Consider the following 17515-nt stretch of genomic DNA (forward strand, 5'->3'; position numbering starts at 1 on the left):
AAAGGGGAGATTCTGGATGCTTGGTCTCGAGGCATGGCTGTCGCTGATAGGCCCTGCCTACTTCGCCTATATCGGCATCGCGATTCCGTTCGTGGTCGTCTGGGCCATTATTTGTGCTGCCCTGTGGATTTGGAACAACCGGCCGAGCAAGAGGCAGGGCCCTCCCCGGTCGTGGCCCGCCAGCATGGCCTTCTTTGTCGTCGTCGCTGCCTGCTACGTGGCGGCGCATACAGCGGTCTACCTGCTGGTCCGGTATCTGGCGCCGTTGTGGGGGTAGAAGCCGCGCGCCCTTTTACAGGACACTCAGGCGACCACTCCAGGTGATGGTAAGCTCGCCGGGCGAGAACCCCAATCATCACTCCCGGCGAGCCTACAACCCGATCAGGAACGCGATCAGGACCGGGGTCAGCCGGCAGGCGCAGCGTTGCAAGATGGATGCCAACGCTTCCATCCCGAAATGGGACAGTGGCTGGGTGGTGCCTCTAAATCTCCAACTCGCCCTGCCCCTCGTCCATCGCACTGACGATCTCAGCGGCCAGCGCACGGGTGATCGGCATCTTGCGTTCGAGCGCGGTGCGATCGAGCCGTTCGACCACCCGCATGGCGGTGGCCAGCGAGCGTTCGATGCGGCGCACGAGATATTGCACGACATGCTGCTCGACCTCGACCTGGCGGTCAGCGAACAATTTGGTGATGACGCCGGCCAGGAGCAGGTCGTCGGGTTCGTGGATCTCGACGGTCGCTGCCGCCTTCAGCCGCGAGGCAAGGTCGGGCAGTTTTACACCCCAGGCAGCGGGAAAACGCCGCGCCGTCAACAGCAAGGTGGACCCGGCGCCGCGCACTTCATTGATGAGATGGAACAAGCCCGCCTCGTCGATGGCTGCCTTGTCGACATCGTCGATCAGCGCCGGCCTGCCGCCGAGCCCGGCGATGGCATTGCCGATGCGGCTTGCATCGACCGCCACGGCGTTGGCCCGTGCGTGCCAGATCGAGCCCAGATGCGTTTTGCCGGAACCGGCCGGGCCGGCCAGCACGATCACCGGCGAGGGCCAGTCCGGCCAGCGGTCGACCAGGGTCGCTGCCTCGCGGTTGGTGGCCGACACCACCAGTTCGTCGCGCGAGTAGCCTGTGCCATGGCCGAGATCGAGCGGTAGCTGGCGCGGCGGTTCGGTTCTCTGGTCGGCCACGGTCAGCCGCGCCGCGTCCGGTGACCGCCGCCGCGATCGGCGGGCAGCGGCGGGACGGGCTCAGTGGCGTGCCCCTTGTAGAGCGGCGATTCCAGATAGCGGGCGATGGCAAAGCGCACCAGCACGGCAACCGCGGCCGAGGCCGGCACGGCGATCAACAGGCCGACGAAGCCGAACAGGGCGCCGAAGGCAAACAGCGCGAACATCAGCCAGACCGGATGCAGACCGACGCTCTTGCCGACCAGCCTGGGCTGCAGGATGTTGCCCTCGATGAACTGGCCGACGAAGAACACGCCGGCGACCAACGCCACCATGGTCCAGTCCGGCCAGAACTGAACGAAGGCGACGCCGACGGCCAGCACCAGCCCGGTCAGCGAGCCGACATAGGGGATGAAGGAGATCAGCCCGGCGAACAAGCCGATGAGAATGCCGAAATTCAACCCGGTCAGTGTCAGGCCGGTGGCGTACATGCCACCGAGCACCAGGCAGAGCGTGCCCTGGCCGCGCACGAAGCCGGCGGTCGCGGTGTTGATGTCCCTGGATATCGCCCTGACCGTCCCGACATAGTCGCGCGGCACCCAACTGTCGATGATTGCAACCATGCGGTCCCAGTCGAGCAGCATGTAGAAGGCAACGACCGGGGTGACGACGAACAGGCTGACCACCGAGACCAGCGCCACACCGGAACTCCAGATCGAGGTGAAGACGGTGCTCAGCAGGCCGAAGCCCGAGGTCAGCAGCGAATTCAGCCCGTCGCGCAGGCCATTGGCATTGACGCCGAATTTCTGCTCCAGCCATTTCGGATCGAAGCTGGTGATCAGCGACTGCAGGCGGGTCAAATATTCCGGCAGCTTGCCGGCGAAATCGGCCATTTGCGTCGCCAGCACCGGGACCAGGATGACGAAGGCCAGCACCAGCAGGACGATGAAGGTAATGAGGATGACCACCGTCGCCATCAGCCGGGAGAGGCCGAGGCGCTGCAGCCGGTCGGCGACCGGATCGAGGAAATAGGCAAGCACCATGCCGGCGACGAAGGGCAGCAGGATGCCGGAGAAGATGTAGAGGAACAGGGCCAGGAAGACGGCGGTTCCCAGCCAGAAGAAGATCTGGCGGCGGAACGCCAGGGACGCAGCTTCGCCCGCGGCCGCTGCCTCGGCCGCAACTTCGATGGATTCTCGATCAGGTGCCCGGGGTGGAGCCTTCGCCATAGCCGCTCATATGCCTCAGCCAAGCCACGAGATAGGCCGCGGCCGAAGCCACGGTCAAGACCCCGGACAGGATTATGAGCGCGGGCCGGAGCGGGTCGAGGTGGATCGAAAAGGCGAGTTCGCCCAGCACCACCGCCGCCAGCACGATCTGGACGGCGGTGTTGGCCTTCGACACGTAAAGCGGCTTCATCTCGACCGGATGCGCCATGACGGTGGACAAAAGCACGGCGCAGATGATCAGCGCATCGCGCGACACCATGGTGACCACCAGCCACAGCGGCAGTTGCCCGATGAAGCCCATGACCACGAACACCGAGACCAGCAGCACCTTGTCTGCCATCGGATCGAGATAGGCGCCGAGCTTCGACTGCTGGTTGAAGCGGCGGGCGATGAAGCCGTCGACGCCATCGGAAATGCCGGCAACGAGAAAGCCGGCAAAGGCCCAGTCCCAGCGCATGTTCAGCATCGCCAGCACCACGGCCGGGACCAGCAGGAAGCGCAGGATGGTGATCAGATTGGGGATGGTCAATCGTGTGTCCCGTCGTGGCTTGTTGGGAGATAGATGCGGGAGATGGCAGGTGGGCGCAAGTAGCGAGGCGGCGAAGCATCTGATCTCCCCCACAAGGGGGGAGATTGGGCTGTCACCCTCCTTGCCCCCCGAAACCATTCATGCGAAGAGCCCGCAAGGGAAACAGGGATGCGCCGACGATGAGCAAGGGCGACCAGGCCAAGCGCAAGAACGGGCTCACCTATGCCGAGGCGGGTGTCGACATCGATGCCGGCAACCTCATGGTTGAAAAGATCAAGCCGCTGGTGCGCGCGACGCGGCGGCCGGGCGCCGATGGCGAAATCGGCGGCTTTGGCGGCCTGTTCGACCTCAAGGCCGCCGGCTTCACGGACCCGGTGCTGGTCGCCGCCAACGACGGCGTCGGCACCAAGCTGAAGATCGCCATCGATGCCGGCAAGCACGACACGATCGGCATCGACCTCGTCGCCATGTGCGTCAACGACATCGTCGTCCAAGGCGCCGAGCCACTGTTCTTCCTCGACTATTTCGCCACCGGCAAGCTCGACCCCGACCAGGGGGCGGCGATCGTCGGCGGCATCGCAATGGGCTGCCGGCAGGCCGGCTGCGCGCTGATCGGCGGCGAAACCGCTGAAATGCCCGGCATGTATCACGACAAGGATTATGATCTTGCCGGTTTTGCCGTGGGCGCGGCCGAACGCGGCCAACTGCTGCCGACCGACGATATCGTCGAGGGCGATGTGCTTTTGGGCCTCGCCTCGTCGGGCCTGCATTCGAACGGCTTTTCGCTGGTGCGCCGAATTGTCGGCGTCAGCGGCCTTGCCTGGAGCGATCCGGCGCCGTTCAACGACGAGGCGACGCTGGCCGAGGCGCTGCTCGAGCCGACCCGCATCTATGTGAAGTCGATCCTGAAGGCGATCCGCAACACGCATGGCATCAGGGCGCTGGCCCACATCACCGGCGGCGGCTTTCCCGAAAACATTCCGCGTGTCCTGCCCAAGGATTTTTCCGCCGAACTCGACCTCAATGCCATCGATGTGCCGCCGGTGTTTTCCTGGCTGGCGAAAACCGGCGGCGTGGCGCCGGAAGAGATGATGCGCACCTTCAACTGCGGCATCGGCATGATCCTCGTCGTCGCCTCCGGCCAGGCCGCGCAGGTCGCCGCCGTGCTGCAGGAGGCCGGCGAGACGGTGACGCCAATCGGCCGCATCGTGCCGCGCCGCGACGCCGGCGTCATTTATCGGGGCTCGATCGGCCTATGAGCAGGAAACGCACGGTTGTCTTGATCTCGGGACGCGGCTCCAACATGACGGCGCTGATCGCGGCGGCGAGCGATCCGGCCTATCCCGCCGAGATCGTCGGCGTCATTTCCGACCGGGTGAACGCCGCCGGCCTCGGCATTGCAGCCGCGCGCGGCATCCCGACCAAGGTCATCGTGCGCTCCGATCATGCCAGCAAGGAAGCCCATGATGCGGCGATCGACGCCGCGCTGGTTGCGTTCAATGCCGAGATCGTGGCGCTGGCCGGCTATTTGCGCATCCTGTCCCGCGGCCTGGTCGAGAAGTGGCAAGGACGCATGCTGAACATCCACCCTGCCCTGCTGCCGGCCTTCAAGGGCCTGGACACGCATGCACGCGCCCTGCGCGCCGGCATGCGCATCCATGGCTGCACGGTGCATTTCGTCACGCCCGAGATGGATGACGGCCCGATCATCGCGCAAGCCGCGGTGCCGGTGATGGTCGGCGACAATGAGGACACGCTTGCCGCCCGTGTGCTGAAGGCCGAGCACCGGCTCTACGCACTGGCGCTCGGGCTGGTCGCCGACGGCAAGGCACGCATGGAAGGCGGCCGCACCGTGCTGGCGCATTTCGCCGACGACGCCGACAACGCCACCTCCGTGGTGATGGCGCCCGACCCGCTGCGCGAGGAGCGTGATCTCGAACAGCTGGCGCGGATCACGCCGTAAGAATTTCAGGACGCAGGTCGGGACCTGAAGCCCTTGGATATCTTTGACAGCGCGATCCGAAGAAAAGGCGACCTCGCCGGCGTCTTTGAATACGACGATACCGATGGACCGCCAAACGCCACAGCGTATTTTTACCTGTGCGAAGTGAACGGCCAGGCCGCCGGGACGATCATCGGCGCGATTCATATTCGATCAGGCGCCTGGGCGATCGCGGAAGCGGATATTGCCGTCAAATGGGACAAGGACGAGAAGCGTGTCGGCCTGTTCATCTTCGACACTTTGTTGGCAGCTTTCGATGTCGCTACGGGCGCCAAGTATGGTGGCGGATATGGCAAAGATTTCCAACTCAACATTCCCTGGTCCTGAGATGTAAGCGATGAAACAGCTGCTCCTGCTGCGCCATGCCAAGTCGAGTTGGGACGATCCGGCGCTTGCTGATTTCGACCGGCCGCTCGGGCCCCGCGGGCTGAAGGCTGCGCCGCGGATGGGGCGCGAGCTGGCCAGACGCGACTGGCTGCCCGATCTGGCGCTGGTGTCACCGGCGCTGCGCACGCGTGAGACATGGCGGCTGGTCTCGGCCGAACTGCCGGCGAGAGTGCCGGCGGAGTTTGCCGAGGCTCTCTTCGAAGCCACTGCCGCAGACATTCTGGCCGAGGTGCAACAGGCAATCGCATCGGCCGGCTGTCTCCTGGTGCTTGGCCATAATCCCGGCCTGGAGGATTTGGCGCGCCGGCTTGCCGGTCCGCGATCGGATGCCGGGGCTCTCAGCAAGCTTGAAGAGAAATTCCCGACCGGCGCCCTTGCTCGCTTTGTCGTCGACGACGACTGGGCAGACCTCGCCTTCGGCACAGCCCGGCTGACGCATTGCATCCGGCCGAAGGATTTGGCGTAGCGCTTGCGAAAAATGCTGGCGCTTGACGCGCAGCGACCCCCTCTGTCGCCTTCGGCGACATCTCCCCCTCAAGGGGGGAGATAATCCGCCGCCCTCCTGTATCAGTAGCGCTCAAACGGGCCGGCCGCGAACGAAGGTCGCCAAGCTTGGCCTAGAAAGATGCCGTGCAAACAAGAAGATAGAATAGATTGCTGCCGAGTTGATTCAGACCGCGCGGAAGCCAAGCCGGCTGCACAAAAAACAAGAGCGGCGGGCCAAGCCCACCGCTCTTTGTGGTCGTAGATCTCGCTGGAAATCAACGGCCCCAGATGCCCTGGCCGGATTGCGGCTGGTTAGAGTCGCCCTTGATCGTGAAGCCGCCGAAGGTGGCCGGCTTGCCGATCGAGGCCGTATAGCTGTGGTCTATGTTGCCGGCCGGAGTGGTCGACGCGGTCACAGCAGGCTGGTTGACACCGTCAGAGCCGTAGTGGTCGCTGCTTGCGAAAGCGGTGCCGGTGGCAACGAGGAGGGCAGCAGCGGTAAGAGCGATCTTGGTCATTTTAAGTACTCCAGATATCTGGTCCTGTCCGTCTAGTGGCGTGCCTTGGGAGGAATTCGCGTCGCTCGGACCAACCCGAGATGGGTCTGTCTTGCTGCCATTTCCAATCACTAAAATGTGCGAACCGAACCGTTCAGTTCGATCTTGAAATCCACCAGATGACGCGGCGGCTGGAATTTTCTATTGTGATATCATGTAGTTAAGTTCTAGCACTTGCTATAAGGCGCGACCAATCGCTGAGCCGGCGTTCATCGATCACGATACAGTGCGTCGATGGCGGGAAAACAGCGACAACCGCAGCCTTGCAAGGGATTGGCAGGGTCAGTGCCCGGCCCTTCTGTCGAACCCCAGAACGTCGCGCATGTCGTATTCGCCGTGCGGACGTTCCACCACCCACAGTGCCGCCGCAATGGCGCCGCGCGCGAACATCGAGCGGTCACCGGCGGAATGCGAAAGCGTGAGCGTCTCGCCTTGGCTGAGGAAGCTCACACTGTGCTCGCCGACGATGCTGCCGCCACGCAGCACGGCAAAGCCGATCTCGCCGGCAGGGCGCGGACCTGTGACGCCGTCGCGAGCGCGTCTCGCCACATCGTCGACGATCACGCCGCGCCCTCGCGCCGCCGCCTCGCCCAGCATCAGCGCCGTGCCAGACGGCGCATCGACCTTGAAGCGGTGATGCGCTTCGAGGATTTCGATGTCGGTGTCGGGACCAAGCGACCGCGCCGCCTGTTCGACCAGCCCGGCCAGCATGTTGAGGCCGAGCGAATAGCTGCCGGAGCGCACGATGGCGACGGACTTCGAAGCGGTAGCGATGGCGGCGAGTTCGGCCGGCTCAAAGCCGGTCGAGCCGATGACCAGCGCCGGGCCGCCACGCGCGGCGCAGGCCTCTGCCAGTTCGACGGAGGCTGCCGGCGCGGTGAAGTCGATGACGACATCGGCAAGCGCCAGCGCCTCGTCACGCTCGACCAGGCCTTCACCGGCGCTGCCCGGCCTGTGAAAGCGGGCGACAAGCGCCAGCCTGGGGTCGGCCTCGACGGCTTCCACCATCTGCCTGCCCATACGGCCAAGCGCGCCGGCTATGGCTATTTTCACTGGGTGCGGCATGGCCGCTTTCGTTGGGAATGCTTTACCGAACAATGGTCTGGCATGCCGCCTTGCCAGATTGATTCAAGCAGCGCCATTGGTCTTGACCATCATGCCAGCAATTTCCTTGACCAGCTTGGCGGCAACCAGCGCCGTCAGGTTGGAGACGTCCTGGTTCACATTGTATTCGACAACATCGGCGCCGACGATCGGCTGGTCGATTCGCTGGATCAGGTTGATCACTTGCCGGGTTGTAAGACCACCGGGTTCGCGGTGCGAGACGCCGGGCGCACAGGCCGGATCGAGGCCGTCGAGATCCACCGAGAGATAGACCGGCGTCCTGATGTCGAGCCGCAGATCCTCGCTGAAATGACGCGCCTCGAAGACCTCGACGCCGAAGCGCTCGAGCTGGTCACGAAGCTCGTCGTTGAGCGTGCGCAAGCCGATCTGGATCAGCCGGTCGACCAGCCCCTCTTCCAGGATGCGGGCGAAGGACGAAGTGTGCGAGCGCTTGTTGCCCTGATAGGCATCGTAGATGTCCGGGTGGGCGTCGATCTGCACGATTGTCAGCCTGGGGTGGCGGCGGCGTACGGCGCGCAGCACCGGCCAGGCGATCGCGTGGTCGCCGCCGAGGCTGATCAGCGGATGGCCGGCATCCATGGCGCGGCCGACCTCGGCCTCGATCCGCTCCCACGGGTCGCTGGCGCCGGAAAAATCAATGTCGCCATGGTCGAGAAAACTGTCCGCCACATCGAAGCCGGTTTCGCTCCATGAGGAGTGCGCATCGCTGGCGAGCTCGCGGCGAATCAAAGCCGGTGCGGCAGCCGGCCCCTTGAGATAGGACGAGTTGTCGTCATGCGGTATTCCCAGAAGCGAAACCCTGGCCATTGGCGTGCGATCTCCGGCAACAGGCAATCTCACTAAACCCGGGAGCTGGCTGGCGATACCTCAGCCGCTTGGGCCAGCAGCCAAGGTCGAGACGCTACCAGGCCGCCATCACGTCCCGGCTTGGCCACCCAATCTTTGCCTGACGATGGCGGCGTGGAAATTGGTGCCATGCAACAGCCCGTCATCGTTGAAGTCGTAGCTGGAATTGTGCAACGGCGCCGAGGCCTCGCCATTGCCGAGGAAGACGAAACAGCCCGGCACGTGGTCGAGAAAGCGAGCGAAATCCTCCGAGCCGGTCATCGGCTCCGCCGCGACGCCGACGGCATTGTCAGGCAAAACGCGCCGTGCGGCGGCAAAGGCCTCGTCGACCAGTTCGGCATCATTCTGCAGCGGCACGAATTCCCTGCTGTAAGTGACCTCGGCGGCAACGTTGTAAGCGTTGGCCGTGCCCGCCGTGATGACCCGCATCTGCCGCTCGATCTCGGCACTGACCTCGGGGCGAAAACTTCGGGCGTCACCCAGAATGCGGGCGAGACCGGGCAATGCGTTGCGGGTGCCGTCGGTGATCAGCTCGGTCACCGAAACCACCGCTATATCGGCCGGGCTCAACCGGCGCGAGACGATGGTCTGCAGATTGGTGACCAGTGCGCAGGCGGCGACCAGCGTCTCATTGCCCGAATGCGGCCTCGCCGCATGGCCGCCAATCCCCCTGAGCACGATCTCGAAATTGTCCTCCGCCGACATGAACGGACCGACGCGGGTTTCGAGACGCCCGATGGGCAGGCCGGGCATGTTGTGCAGGCCAAAAATCTCGTCGAAGGGAAAACGCTGCATCAGCCCGTCATCGAGCATCGCCATCGCGCCCTTGCCCCATTCCTCAGCCGGCTGGAAGACGAAGCGCACAGTGCCGTCGAACCCGCCCTCGGCGGCCAGCAGTTTTGCCGCGCCGAGCAGCATGGTGGTGTGGCCGTCATGGCCGCAGGCATGCATGAAGCCGGTATTTTGCGAACGATAGGCCGCCGTCGACTGCTCGGTGATGCGCAGCGCGTCCATGTCGGCCCTGAGCGCAATCACCCGGTTGCCGCTGCCGCGCTTCAGCGTGCCGACGACGCCGGTGCCGCCGACGCCCTCGGTGACATCGTCCAGCCCGAATTCACGCAGCTTGGCGGCGACGAAGGCGGCGGTGCGCTTTTCGTCGAAACCGAATTCGGGATGCGCGTGCAGGTCGCGCCGCCAGCCGGTCATCTCCTGCTTCAGCGCGTCACGATCGAGCTCAGCCATGTTTTTCCCCCAACCTATTTTGCAAGCTCACTTGCGACATCAAGCAGGATGTTGGCGCCGGCGACAAGCTCGGCATCGTCGGTATGTTCGCGCGGATTGTGGCTGATGCCGCCGGCGCTCGGCACGAAGATCATCGCCGCGGGCGCCATGCGGGCCATCATCTGCGCATCATGGCCGGCGCCCGATGTCATGCGCCTGACGCCAAGGCCGCGGCTTTTCGCGGCGGCCTCGATCCGTTTGACGATGCCGATATCGAACAGCACCGGTTCGGAGCGGGCCAGCCGCTCGACCGAGATCGTGACGTTCTCCGCAACGGCAAGCTCCTCGAGATAGGCGGCAAGGGCCACCTCATGCGCCTGCAGGCGCTGTTCGTCGGGATCGCGCAGGTCGATGGTGAAGACGGCGCGAGCGGGAATGACGTTGATGGCATTCGGCTCGAAGCGCATCGTGCCGACAGTAGCCACGGTCGGCCCATTCGAAGCCTTCGCCCGATCGTGCAGGAAGGTGATGACACGGGCGGCGGCATGGCCGGCATCGCTGCGCATCGACATCGGTGTGGTGCCGGCATGGTTGGCGGCGCCGTCGATGGTGATGCGCTGCCAGGAAATGCCCTGCAAATTCTCGACCGCGCCAATCGGCACGCGTTCGCGTTCCAGCACCGGCCCCTGCTCGATATGCAGTTCGAGATAGGCGTGCGGCTTGAGGAAGCCGGGCTCGCGGTCGCCGGCATAGCCGATGCTGGCGAGTTCTTCTCCAAGCACGCTACCGTCGGTGCCGATGGCGGCCAACATCGCGTCCGCGCCGGCACCACCGGCATGGACCAACGAGCCCATCATGTCGGGCGTGTAGCGCACGCCTTCCTCATTGGTGAAGGCGGCGACCGCAACCGGGCGCGAGGGCGAAAAGCCCGAAGCCTTCAGTGTCTCGATCACCTCCAGCCCGGCGAGCACGCCATAGCAGCCATCGTAGATGCCGGCGTCGATGACGGTGTCGATGTGCGAACCGATGAGCAGCGGCGCCTGTCCGGCATTGTCGGGGCTTTGCCAAATGCCGAAAATATTGCCGACCCGGTCGATGGCGACATCGAGCCCGGCCTGCTTGAGCCAGCCGACGAAGAGGTCGCGGCCCTGTCTGTCGGTGTCGGAGGCGGCGAGCCGGATCAGCCGCCCCTCCCCGTCACGGCCAACGGTGCCGAGTTCTTGGATGCGACCAAGCAGGCGCTGTGCATCAACTCCGATCATGACAAGGCCTCGGCCATCAGCTTGCCGCCCAACACACCGGCAGGGGTTTGCCCGACAAGCTCGGCATAGCGATGCGGGTCGGTGGCGCCTTCGGTGTTGATCAGCAGCACGCGGGATTTGCCGTCGAGCCCGAGTTCGACCTTGTGGTCGGCCATCGCCCGGATCAGACCGGCAAGACCGACGCCACCGCTTTCGCCTGAAACGATCGCCGGATCGGCACCAACCGGCTGCGCCAGCCGGCGCATCACCGTGACGGCCTCGTCCTCGTCCACCGTCATGAAAGCGTCGGCAACACGCGCCAGCACGCGCCAGGCGACCGGAGAGGCTTCATAGCATTCGAGCATCGCCATCACCGTCGGCTCGCCATGCGCCGCCTTGACTACGCGACCTGCCTGGGCGGCCGCGACAACGCAAGCCGCGCGAGCGGGTTCGACGACGATGAAGGTCGGCCTGGCATCGCCCAACACGATGGCGAGATGGCCTGCCACGGCAGCGGCGATGCCGCCGACACCGGCCTGCACGAACACATGGGTTGGCGGCTGCGGCAACTGGCGCAAGGCTTCGCGCACGATCGCGGTGTAGCCCTGCATGACCAAACCGGGGATGCGTTCGTAGCCCGGCCAGGATGTGTCTGACACCACGGTCCAGCCTTTCTCGGCGGAAACCTCAGCTGCCTGCCTCACCGAGTCGTCGTAATTGCCGTCGACGCGGATCATCTCGGCGCCATAGCGCGCAATTGCGGCGATGCGCTCCTCGCTGACGCCGGCGTGAACGAAGATTGCCGCCTTGGCGCCAACAAGCTGCGCCCCTTGCGCAACCGAGCGGCCGTGATTGCCATCGGTGGCGCAGGCAACCGTCATGCCGGCAGCGACCGCGCGGACTTCGGGCCGGTCGAGATCGTCCACGTCGACGGGCCGACCGAGCGACCGGCTCGCCTCCTCCAGCACCAGGCGGAAGACGGCATAGGCGCCGCCCAGCGCCTTGAAGCTGCCAAGGCCGAGGCGAAAGCCTTCATCCTTGATGTGGATGGCGCCGAGGCCGAGTTCGTCAGCCAGCGCCGGCAAGGCATGCAGCGGCGTTACCCGATGATTGTCGCGATGGGCGAGAAATCGCTCGACCGTGTCGGCACCGGCAAGCCCCAGCGTTTCGGCATCGACCGGATCGAGCGGCCGGCGATGCAACACATTATTGTTGAGCAGGAACACGAACGGCCTCCTTGGGATCAGACGAAATCATATTGCAGCCAAGGCGCAAAGAGCGCTGTAATTGGACCTTCGGAATGCAAGTTTGTTTCGCCGGGATACCTCCATTGCCTGCATCGCCCTCACTCGACAGTTTCGACCTCGCCATCCTTGCCATCCTGCAACGGGACAACACCACACCGCAGCGGCTGATCGGTGAAGCCGTCAACCTGTCGGCGCCGGCAGTGCAACGGCGCATCAAGCGCATGGAACAATCCGGCGTCATCGCCGGCAATGTCGCTGTCGTCGAGCCGGCGGCGGTCGGCCAGCCCATCACCATCTTCGTCGAGGTCGAGCTGGAGAGCGAACGCTCGGACCTGATCGACGCGGCCAAGCGGCAATTCTCGGCGGCGCCCGAAGTGCAGCAATGCTACTACGTCACCGGCGAGGCCGACTTCATCCTGGTCATCACCGTGGCCGACATGGGCGCCTATGAGGCGCTGACGCGCAAACTGTTTTTCGACAGCAAGAATGTGCGAAAATTCCGCACCTTCGTTGCCATGGACCGCGTCAAGGTTGGCCTGACGGTGCCCTTGCCGGGATAATAGGTCTCATTTTTTCGCAATTCCGGACGGAAAACCGCTTCACACTTTTCCTGGAATTGCTTTAGCCGGCCGGCCGCAGCCAGACCTTGTTGTCGTGGAAGGCCGCGCCGCCATAGGGCGCCGGCGCATCGGCGCCGGTGAGCACGTTGATGCCCTCGCCGCGTTCGTGGGCGCTGTTCGGCCAGATGCCTTCGGCGATAACCACGCCGCGCTTGATGCCGTCGAACAGTTTGGCGTGCAGCACCACCTCGCCGCGCCGGTTGCCGACCTCGATGCGGTCGCCATCGCCCAATCCAAGCGCTGCGGCATCGTCCGGGTGCAACAACAATTCCGGCCGCCTCTCCTTGGCTCGCGACACCGGTGTTTCCGAGAATGTCGAATTCAGAAAATTGCGCGCCGGCGATGTCGTCAGCCGGAACGGATGCTCGGCGTCCGCCACCTCGATCAGGTCGACATGGTCGGGAAATTCCGGCAGCTCCGCTACCGGTCCGAACAGGCCCATGCTTTCCGGCGGCCGGTTGGGCGCCGCCTGCCCGCTCCAGTTGGCGCGGAAGTGGAATTTCTTGTCGGCGTGGCCGAAGCCTTCGATGAAGTGGGCCGCCTCGAAATCCGGCTGCAGGTCGACCCATTTGTCTTCCTTCAGGCTGGCGAAGGTGCCCAGCCCGCGCTTACCCAGGATGATGTCGATATGCTGCTGCTCGGTCAGGCCAAAGCCCGGCCGGTCGGCGACGCCGAGACGTTCGGCCAATTGCTCGATGACGAAATGGTTGGTGCGCGGCCCTTCCGGCGGGTCGATCAGCTTGGGACCAAGCGTGATGTGCTGGTTGCCACCACCTTTGTAGACGTCGTCGTGCTCGAGAAACATCGTTGCCGGCAGCACGACATCGGCGAGTTTTGCCGTGTCGGTCATGAACTGCTCGTGCACGCAGGTGAAGAGGTCGTCGCGCAGGAAACCCTGTTTCACCAGCCGCTGCTCGGGCGCGACATTCACCGGGTTGGTGTTCTGGATCAGCATTGCCGTCACCGGCGGGCCGCCGAACAGCGCGTCCTTGGCGCCCGTCAGCACCGGGCCGATGCGCGACTGGTCGAGATGGCGGATCGAGGGATCGCGCATCGCGGTCCCTTCCAACACATCCTGGTTCAGCTTGAAGATGCCGGAATTGGAGTGGAAAGCGCCGCCGCCCTCATATTGCCAGGCGCCGGTGACGGCGGCGATGCAGGACGCCGCGTGCATGTTGACCGAACCGTTGCGCTGGCGGGCAAAGCCATAGCCGAGGCGGAAATAGGTCTTTTTGGTCGTGCCAACCAATCGCGCAAAGGCTTCGATCTCGGCGACGGCAAGGCCGGTGATGGCGGAGGCCCATTCCGCCGTGCGCGTTTTCAGATGCGCCTCCAGCCCCTTCGGATCATCGGTGTACTTTTCGAGGTAGGCGCGGTCGGCCAGGCCTTCCCTGAACAGGACATGCATAACCGCGCAGGCGAGCGCGCCGTCGGTGCCGGGCTTCAGCACCAGGCCCATATCGGCCTGCTTCATCGTCGCGTTCTCGTAGACGTCGATGACGACGATCCTGGCGCCGCGCTCTTTGCGAGCCTTGATGGCGTGGGTCATCACATTGACCTGCGTGACCACGGCATTGGTGCCCCAGATCACCACGCAGTCGGACTTGGCCATTTCGCGCGGGTCAGGCCCACGCAAGGCGCCCGCCCCCATCATCCAGCCGGTCCAGGCCAGGTTGGTGCAGATCGATCCGAAGAAGCCGGAGTATTTTTTCGCATGGCGCAGCCGGTCGATGCCGTCGCGCTGCACCAGCCCCATCGTGCCGGCATAATAGTAAGGCCAGACCGTCTCCGAGCCGTATTTTTCCTCGGCCGCGATGAATTTTTCAGCAACGAGGTCGAGTGCCGCTTCCCAGCTAGATTCCTTCCAGACGCCGTCGCCCTTGGCGCCGGCGCGCACCAGCGGCTTCAGCAGCCGGTCCGGATGGTGGACACGGTCGGCATAGCGCGCGACCTTGGCGCAGACGACGCCCGATGTGTAGGTGTTGGACTTGGCGCCATGGACGCGGCCGATGCGGTTGCCGTCGAGCAGTTCAACCTCGAGCGCGCAGGTCGACGGGCAATCATGCGGACAGGCGGAGTGGCCGATGCGGAGCTTGGCGTGCTGGTTCATGGGGCTTGTCTAGCTAGTTTCGGGCGCGGCGTGTAGGGCCAGTTACAGGCCATCGGTGCGCTTGAGCAGCGCATTGTAGGCGCCACATCTCGGGCAACGCATGTGGCGCTCGATATGGGTTGCGTCTGCCGGAGTATCGAAAATCTCCAGATCCGCCTCGCCACAGTCGGGGCATTTGACGACAGCTTTGGGGTCTACCGCCAGTATCTTGCCGGCTTCGATCCACAGTGCCTTGGACATCGACAGCGCTCCGACCGCTAGTTCCCGCGCATGGCCTCGCCTAACTCGCCGACTGCATTGAACAAGTCGGCAATCTCGGAGAAGAGCAGGCTGTAGTATTTGTTGAACTCTTGATCGTCACGATTGTGATGCGCGTAGATCTCGAGCTGCACGCCGGCTTCGTATAGGATGCTGATGAGTTGGTAATTCGCGCCGTGATCGGTCCCGAATTCAACTCGCCGCAAAATCTGCAGTGCGCGCTCAGCCGCGACAGGATCGAACTGGCGTCGGTGAATGCCGAGGAAGAAGCCGTCCTCGGGTGCAAATTCGTTCATCAAGTCATCAAAGACTGACATAGGCGCTCCCAGCTTATCCGGACGTGAGATTAGCGGGATGTCGAGACGGCGTGTAGGGCCAATGATTAGCCAATCTCCCCCCTCGTGGGGGAGATGTCCGGCAGGACAGAGGGGGGCGCGAAGGATCGAGACCTATTGAGCCCCATCCATTTGTCACCGAAGCCGGCAGCGGGTGGTTGAGAAAAGGCTGACAGGACGGCGGGACAGCGCCCCCCTCTGCCCTGCCGGGCATCTCCCCCACAAGGTGGGAGATTACGCGCTCACTCCGCCGTGCCTTCCTCATACTCGGCCGACATGGTCAGCCACTTCTCCTCGTGGCCGGCAAGCTGCTGCGCCAGCTGCGAACGCTCCTTCGCCAGCCTCGTCGCCGTCGACGGATCCTTCTCATAGACGGCCGGATTGGCGAGTTCGTCCTCGATCAGGTCGATGCGCTTGCGAATGCGGTCCATCAGCGCCTCGGTGGCGCGGATTTCCTTGGCCAGCGGCTCGAAGGCGGCGCGGCGCGCGGCCGCATCGCGGCGGCGATCGGCCTTTGATGCCTTCTCGGCCTCGCGCTTGCCGCGACGGTCGCCGGACACGCCGGTGACCAGCGTCTTGTAGTCTTCGAGGTCGCCATCATACGGGTTGACCGCGCCATCCTTGACCAGCCACAGCCGGTCGGCCGTCGCCTCCAGCAAGTGGCGGTCGTGCGAGATCAGGATGACGGCGCCGGGGAATTCATTCAGCGCGTGGATCAAGGATTCGCGGCTGTCGATGTCGAGATGGTTGGTTGGCTCATCGAGGATGAACAGGTTCGGACCTTCGAAGGCCGACAGGCCCATCAGCAGCCGCGCCTTCTCGCCACCGGACAGGTCCTTGGCGGCGGTGTTCATCTTTTCGGTGGTCAGGCCGAACTGGGCGACGCGGCCGCGCACCTTGGATTCCGGCGCCTCCGGCATCAGCCGACGGACATGCTCGTAGGCGTTTTCGTCCGGCCTGAGATCGTCGAGCTGATGCTGGGCGAAGATCGCCACTTTCAGGCCCGGCGCCACCGTCATGGTGCCGCTCTCCTGCTTCAGCCGGCCCGACAAAAGCTTGGCGAAGGTCGACTTGCCGTTGCCGTTGGCGCCGAGCAGCGCGATGCGGTCGTCGGCGTCGATGCGCAGCGTCATCTTCTTCAGGATCGGCTGGCCTTCGGTGTAGCCGACATTGACGTTGTTGAGCGCAACGATCGGCGAAGCCACCGTCTTCACCGGCTCAGGGAAGGAGAACGGCCGCACCGTATCGTTCACGATCGCGGCGATCGGCTTCATCTTCTCCAGCGCCTTGATGCGCGACTGCGCCTGCCTGGCCTTGGAAGCCTTGGCGCGGAAGCGCTCGACGAAGGACTCCATATGCTTGCGGGCGGCTTCCTGCTTGACGCGGCCCTTCTCCTGCAACTCCTTTTGCTCGGTATACTGGCGCTCGAACTGGTCGTAGCCGCCGCGCCAGAAGGTCAGCTTCTTCTGGTCGAGATGGACGATGGAGTTGACGGCGCGGTTGAGCAGGTCGCGGTCGTGCGAGATCAGAAGCACCGTGTGCGGATACTTCGACACATAGTTCTCCAGCCACAACGTGCCTTCGAGATCGAGATAGTTGGTCGGCTCGTCGAGCAGCAGAAGGTCGGGCTCGGCAAACAGCACCGCGGCGAGCGCCACGCGCATGCGCCATCCGCCGGAGAAGGACGAGGCCGGGCGCCGCTGCGCGGCATCATCGAAGCCGAGGCCGGCAAGGATGGTGGCCGCGCGCGACTCGGCCGAGTGCGCGTCGATGTCGGCCAGCCGCATATGGATGTCGGCGATGCGATGCGCATCGGTGGCGGTCTTTTCCTCCTCAAGCAGTGCTGAGCGCTCGAGGTCGGCCTTGAGCACGATCTCGATCAGCGGCTCCTCGGTGCCCGGCGCTTCCTGCGCCACCTGGCCGATGCGGGTGTTCTTGGGCAGGCTGATCGAGCCGGTCTCGGAGGGGAAATCGCCGGTGATCGCCTTGAACAAGGTCGTCTTGCCGGTGCCGTTGCGGCCGACGAGGCCGGCCTTGGTGCCGGCCGGCAAGGTCAGCGACGCATGGTCGAGAAGCAAGCGTCCGGCCATGCGGAGCGATAGGTCGTTGATGATAAGCATGCCGGGGCTTTTGCACGGGAGGGCGGCGCTTCGCAA

General features: G+C 64.4%; 19 protein-coding genes. 6 read left to right on the plus strand and 13 right to left on the minus strand.

What is annotated here, in order from left to right; translation table 11 throughout:
- Positions 1-16 precede the first annotated feature (16 nt).
- Positions 17-277: a hypothetical protein gene (locus tag AC1DZ8_RS26520; RefSeq protein WP_477301763.1), complete on the plus strand. Its 261-nt coding sequence runs from the start codon at positions 17-19 to the stop codon at positions 275-277.
- 205 nt (positions 278-482) lie between these two features.
- On the opposite strand, the gene hdaA is transcribed toward AC1DZ8_RS26520, so the two are convergent.
- From hdaA to AC1DZ8_RS26535, 3 genes are read right to left on the minus strand one after another with little or no spacing between them, the layout of a single operon-like run.
- Positions 483-1187 (minus strand): DnaA regulatory inactivator HdaA, encoded by a 705-nt coding sequence (hdaA, locus tag AC1DZ8_RS26525; RefSeq protein WP_477301765.1) that lies wholly within the window; start codon positions 1185-1187, stop codon positions 483-485.
- Between the two features lie 2 nt (positions 1188-1189).
- Complete coding sequence (locus tag AC1DZ8_RS26530; RefSeq protein ID WP_477301767.1) at positions 1190-2395, minus strand: AI-2E family transporter; 1206 nt, start codon at positions 2393-2395, stop codon at positions 1190-1192.
- Positions 2367-2924 carry a CDP-alcohol phosphatidyltransferase family protein gene (locus AC1DZ8_RS26535; RefSeq protein ID WP_477301769.1) on the minus strand — a complete coding sequence of 186 codons (558 nt, stop codon included), beginning with the start codon at positions 2922-2924 and terminating at the stop codon, positions 2367-2369. Before AC1DZ8_RS26535 ends, AC1DZ8_RS26530 begins: the two co-directional genes overlap by 29 nt.
- 179 nt (positions 2925-3103) lie before the next feature.
- On the opposite strand from AC1DZ8_RS26535, the gene purM reads away from it, so the two are divergent.
- From purM to AC1DZ8_RS26555, 4 genes are read left to right on the plus strand one after another with little or no spacing between them, the layout of a single operon-like run.
- On the plus strand, positions 3104-4183 hold the full coding sequence (purM, locus tag AC1DZ8_RS26540; protein ID WP_477301976.1) for a phosphoribosylformylglycinamidine cyclo-ligase: 1080 nt from the start codon (positions 3104-3106) through the stop codon (positions 4181-4183).
- On the plus strand, positions 4180-4887 hold the full coding sequence (gene purN, locus AC1DZ8_RS26545) for a phosphoribosylglycinamide formyltransferase (protein WP_477301771.1): 708 nt from the start codon (positions 4180-4182) through the stop codon (positions 4885-4887). Before purM ends, purN begins: the two co-directional genes overlap by 4 nt.
- 33 nt (positions 4888-4920) lie before the next feature.
- Positions 4921-5253, plus strand: coding sequence for a hypothetical protein (locus tag AC1DZ8_RS26550; RefSeq protein ID WP_477301773.1), 333 nt, complete (start codon positions 4921-4923; stop codon positions 5251-5253).
- A 10-nt stretch (positions 5254-5263) separates the two neighbouring features.
- On the plus strand, positions 5264-5779 hold the full coding sequence (locus AC1DZ8_RS26555; RefSeq protein ID WP_477301775.1) for a SixA phosphatase family protein: 516 nt from the start codon (positions 5264-5266) through the stop codon (positions 5777-5779).
- Between the two features lie 295 nt (positions 5780-6074).
- Here the strand turns inward: AC1DZ8_RS26555 and AC1DZ8_RS26560 are convergent, their stop codons facing one another.
- The 6 genes from AC1DZ8_RS26560 to AC1DZ8_RS26585 form a co-directional block, all read right to left on the minus strand.
- Complete coding sequence (locus tag AC1DZ8_RS26560; protein ID WP_477301777.1) at positions 6075-6317, minus strand: DUF680 domain-containing protein; 243 nt, start codon at positions 6315-6317, stop codon at positions 6075-6077.
- A 321-nt stretch (positions 6318-6638) separates the two neighbouring features.
- Positions 6639-7421 (minus strand): 4-hydroxy-tetrahydrodipicolinate reductase, encoded by a 783-nt coding sequence (gene dapB / locus AC1DZ8_RS26565; RefSeq protein ID WP_477301779.1) that lies wholly within the window; start codon positions 7419-7421, stop codon positions 6639-6641.
- Positions 7422-7484: 63 nt separating this feature from the next.
- Positions 7485-8288 (minus strand): agmatinase, encoded by an 804-nt coding sequence (gene speB / locus AC1DZ8_RS26570; protein ID WP_477301781.1) that lies wholly within the window; start codon positions 8286-8288, stop codon positions 7485-7487.
- 108 nt (positions 8289-8396) lie between these two features.
- Positions 8397-9569: an amidohydrolase gene (locus AC1DZ8_RS26575; RefSeq protein WP_477301783.1), complete on the minus strand. Its 1173-nt coding sequence runs from the start codon at positions 9567-9569 to the stop codon at positions 8397-8399.
- Positions 9570-9583: 14 nt separating this feature from the next.
- Positions 9584-10810, minus strand: a complete 1227-nt coding sequence (locus tag AC1DZ8_RS26580; RefSeq protein ID WP_477301785.1) for an allantoate amidohydrolase — start codon at positions 10808-10810, stop codon at positions 9584-9586.
- Entirely contained in the window at positions 10807-12015 is a 1209-nt protein-coding gene (locus AC1DZ8_RS26585; protein WP_477301787.1) for a diaminopropionate ammonia-lyase, read from the minus strand. The genes AC1DZ8_RS26580 and AC1DZ8_RS26585 overlap by 4 nt, the downstream gene beginning before the upstream one ends.
- Positions 12016-12089: 74 nt before the next feature.
- On the opposite strand from AC1DZ8_RS26585, the gene AC1DZ8_RS26590 reads away from it, so the two are divergent.
- Positions 12090-12596 (plus strand): Lrp/AsnC family transcriptional regulator, encoded by a 507-nt coding sequence (locus tag AC1DZ8_RS26590; RefSeq protein WP_477301789.1) that lies wholly within the window; start codon positions 12090-12092, stop codon positions 12594-12596.
- A gap of 61 nt (positions 12597-12657) precedes the next feature.
- Here AC1DZ8_RS26590 and AC1DZ8_RS26595 read toward each other — a convergent pair whose 3' ends face one another.
- The 4 genes from AC1DZ8_RS26595 to AC1DZ8_RS26610 all read right to left on the minus strand — a co-directional run bounded on the left by AC1DZ8_RS26595 (position 12658) and on the right by AC1DZ8_RS26610 (position 17479).
- Entirely contained in the window at positions 12658-14766 is a 2109-nt protein-coding gene (locus AC1DZ8_RS26595; protein WP_477301791.1) for a molybdopterin-containing oxidoreductase family protein, read from the minus strand.
- Between the two features lie 42 nt (positions 14767-14808).
- Positions 14809-15006, minus strand: a complete 198-nt coding sequence (locus AC1DZ8_RS26600) for a hypothetical protein (protein WP_477301793.1) — start codon at positions 15004-15006, stop codon at positions 14809-14811.
- Between the two features lie 17 nt (positions 15007-15023).
- Positions 15024-15320, minus strand: a complete 297-nt coding sequence (locus AC1DZ8_RS26605) for a hypothetical protein (protein ID WP_477301795.1) — start codon at positions 15318-15320, stop codon at positions 15024-15026.
- A gap of 281 nt (positions 15321-15601) precedes the next feature.
- Positions 15602-17479 (minus strand): ABC-F family ATP-binding cassette domain-containing protein, encoded by a 1878-nt coding sequence (locus AC1DZ8_RS26610; RefSeq protein ID WP_477301797.1) that lies wholly within the window; start codon positions 17477-17479, stop codon positions 15602-15604.
- Positions 17480-17515: the final 36 nt, after the last annotated feature.

It is taken from the genome of Mesorhizobium sp. P2_F7 (assembly GCF_056403695.1).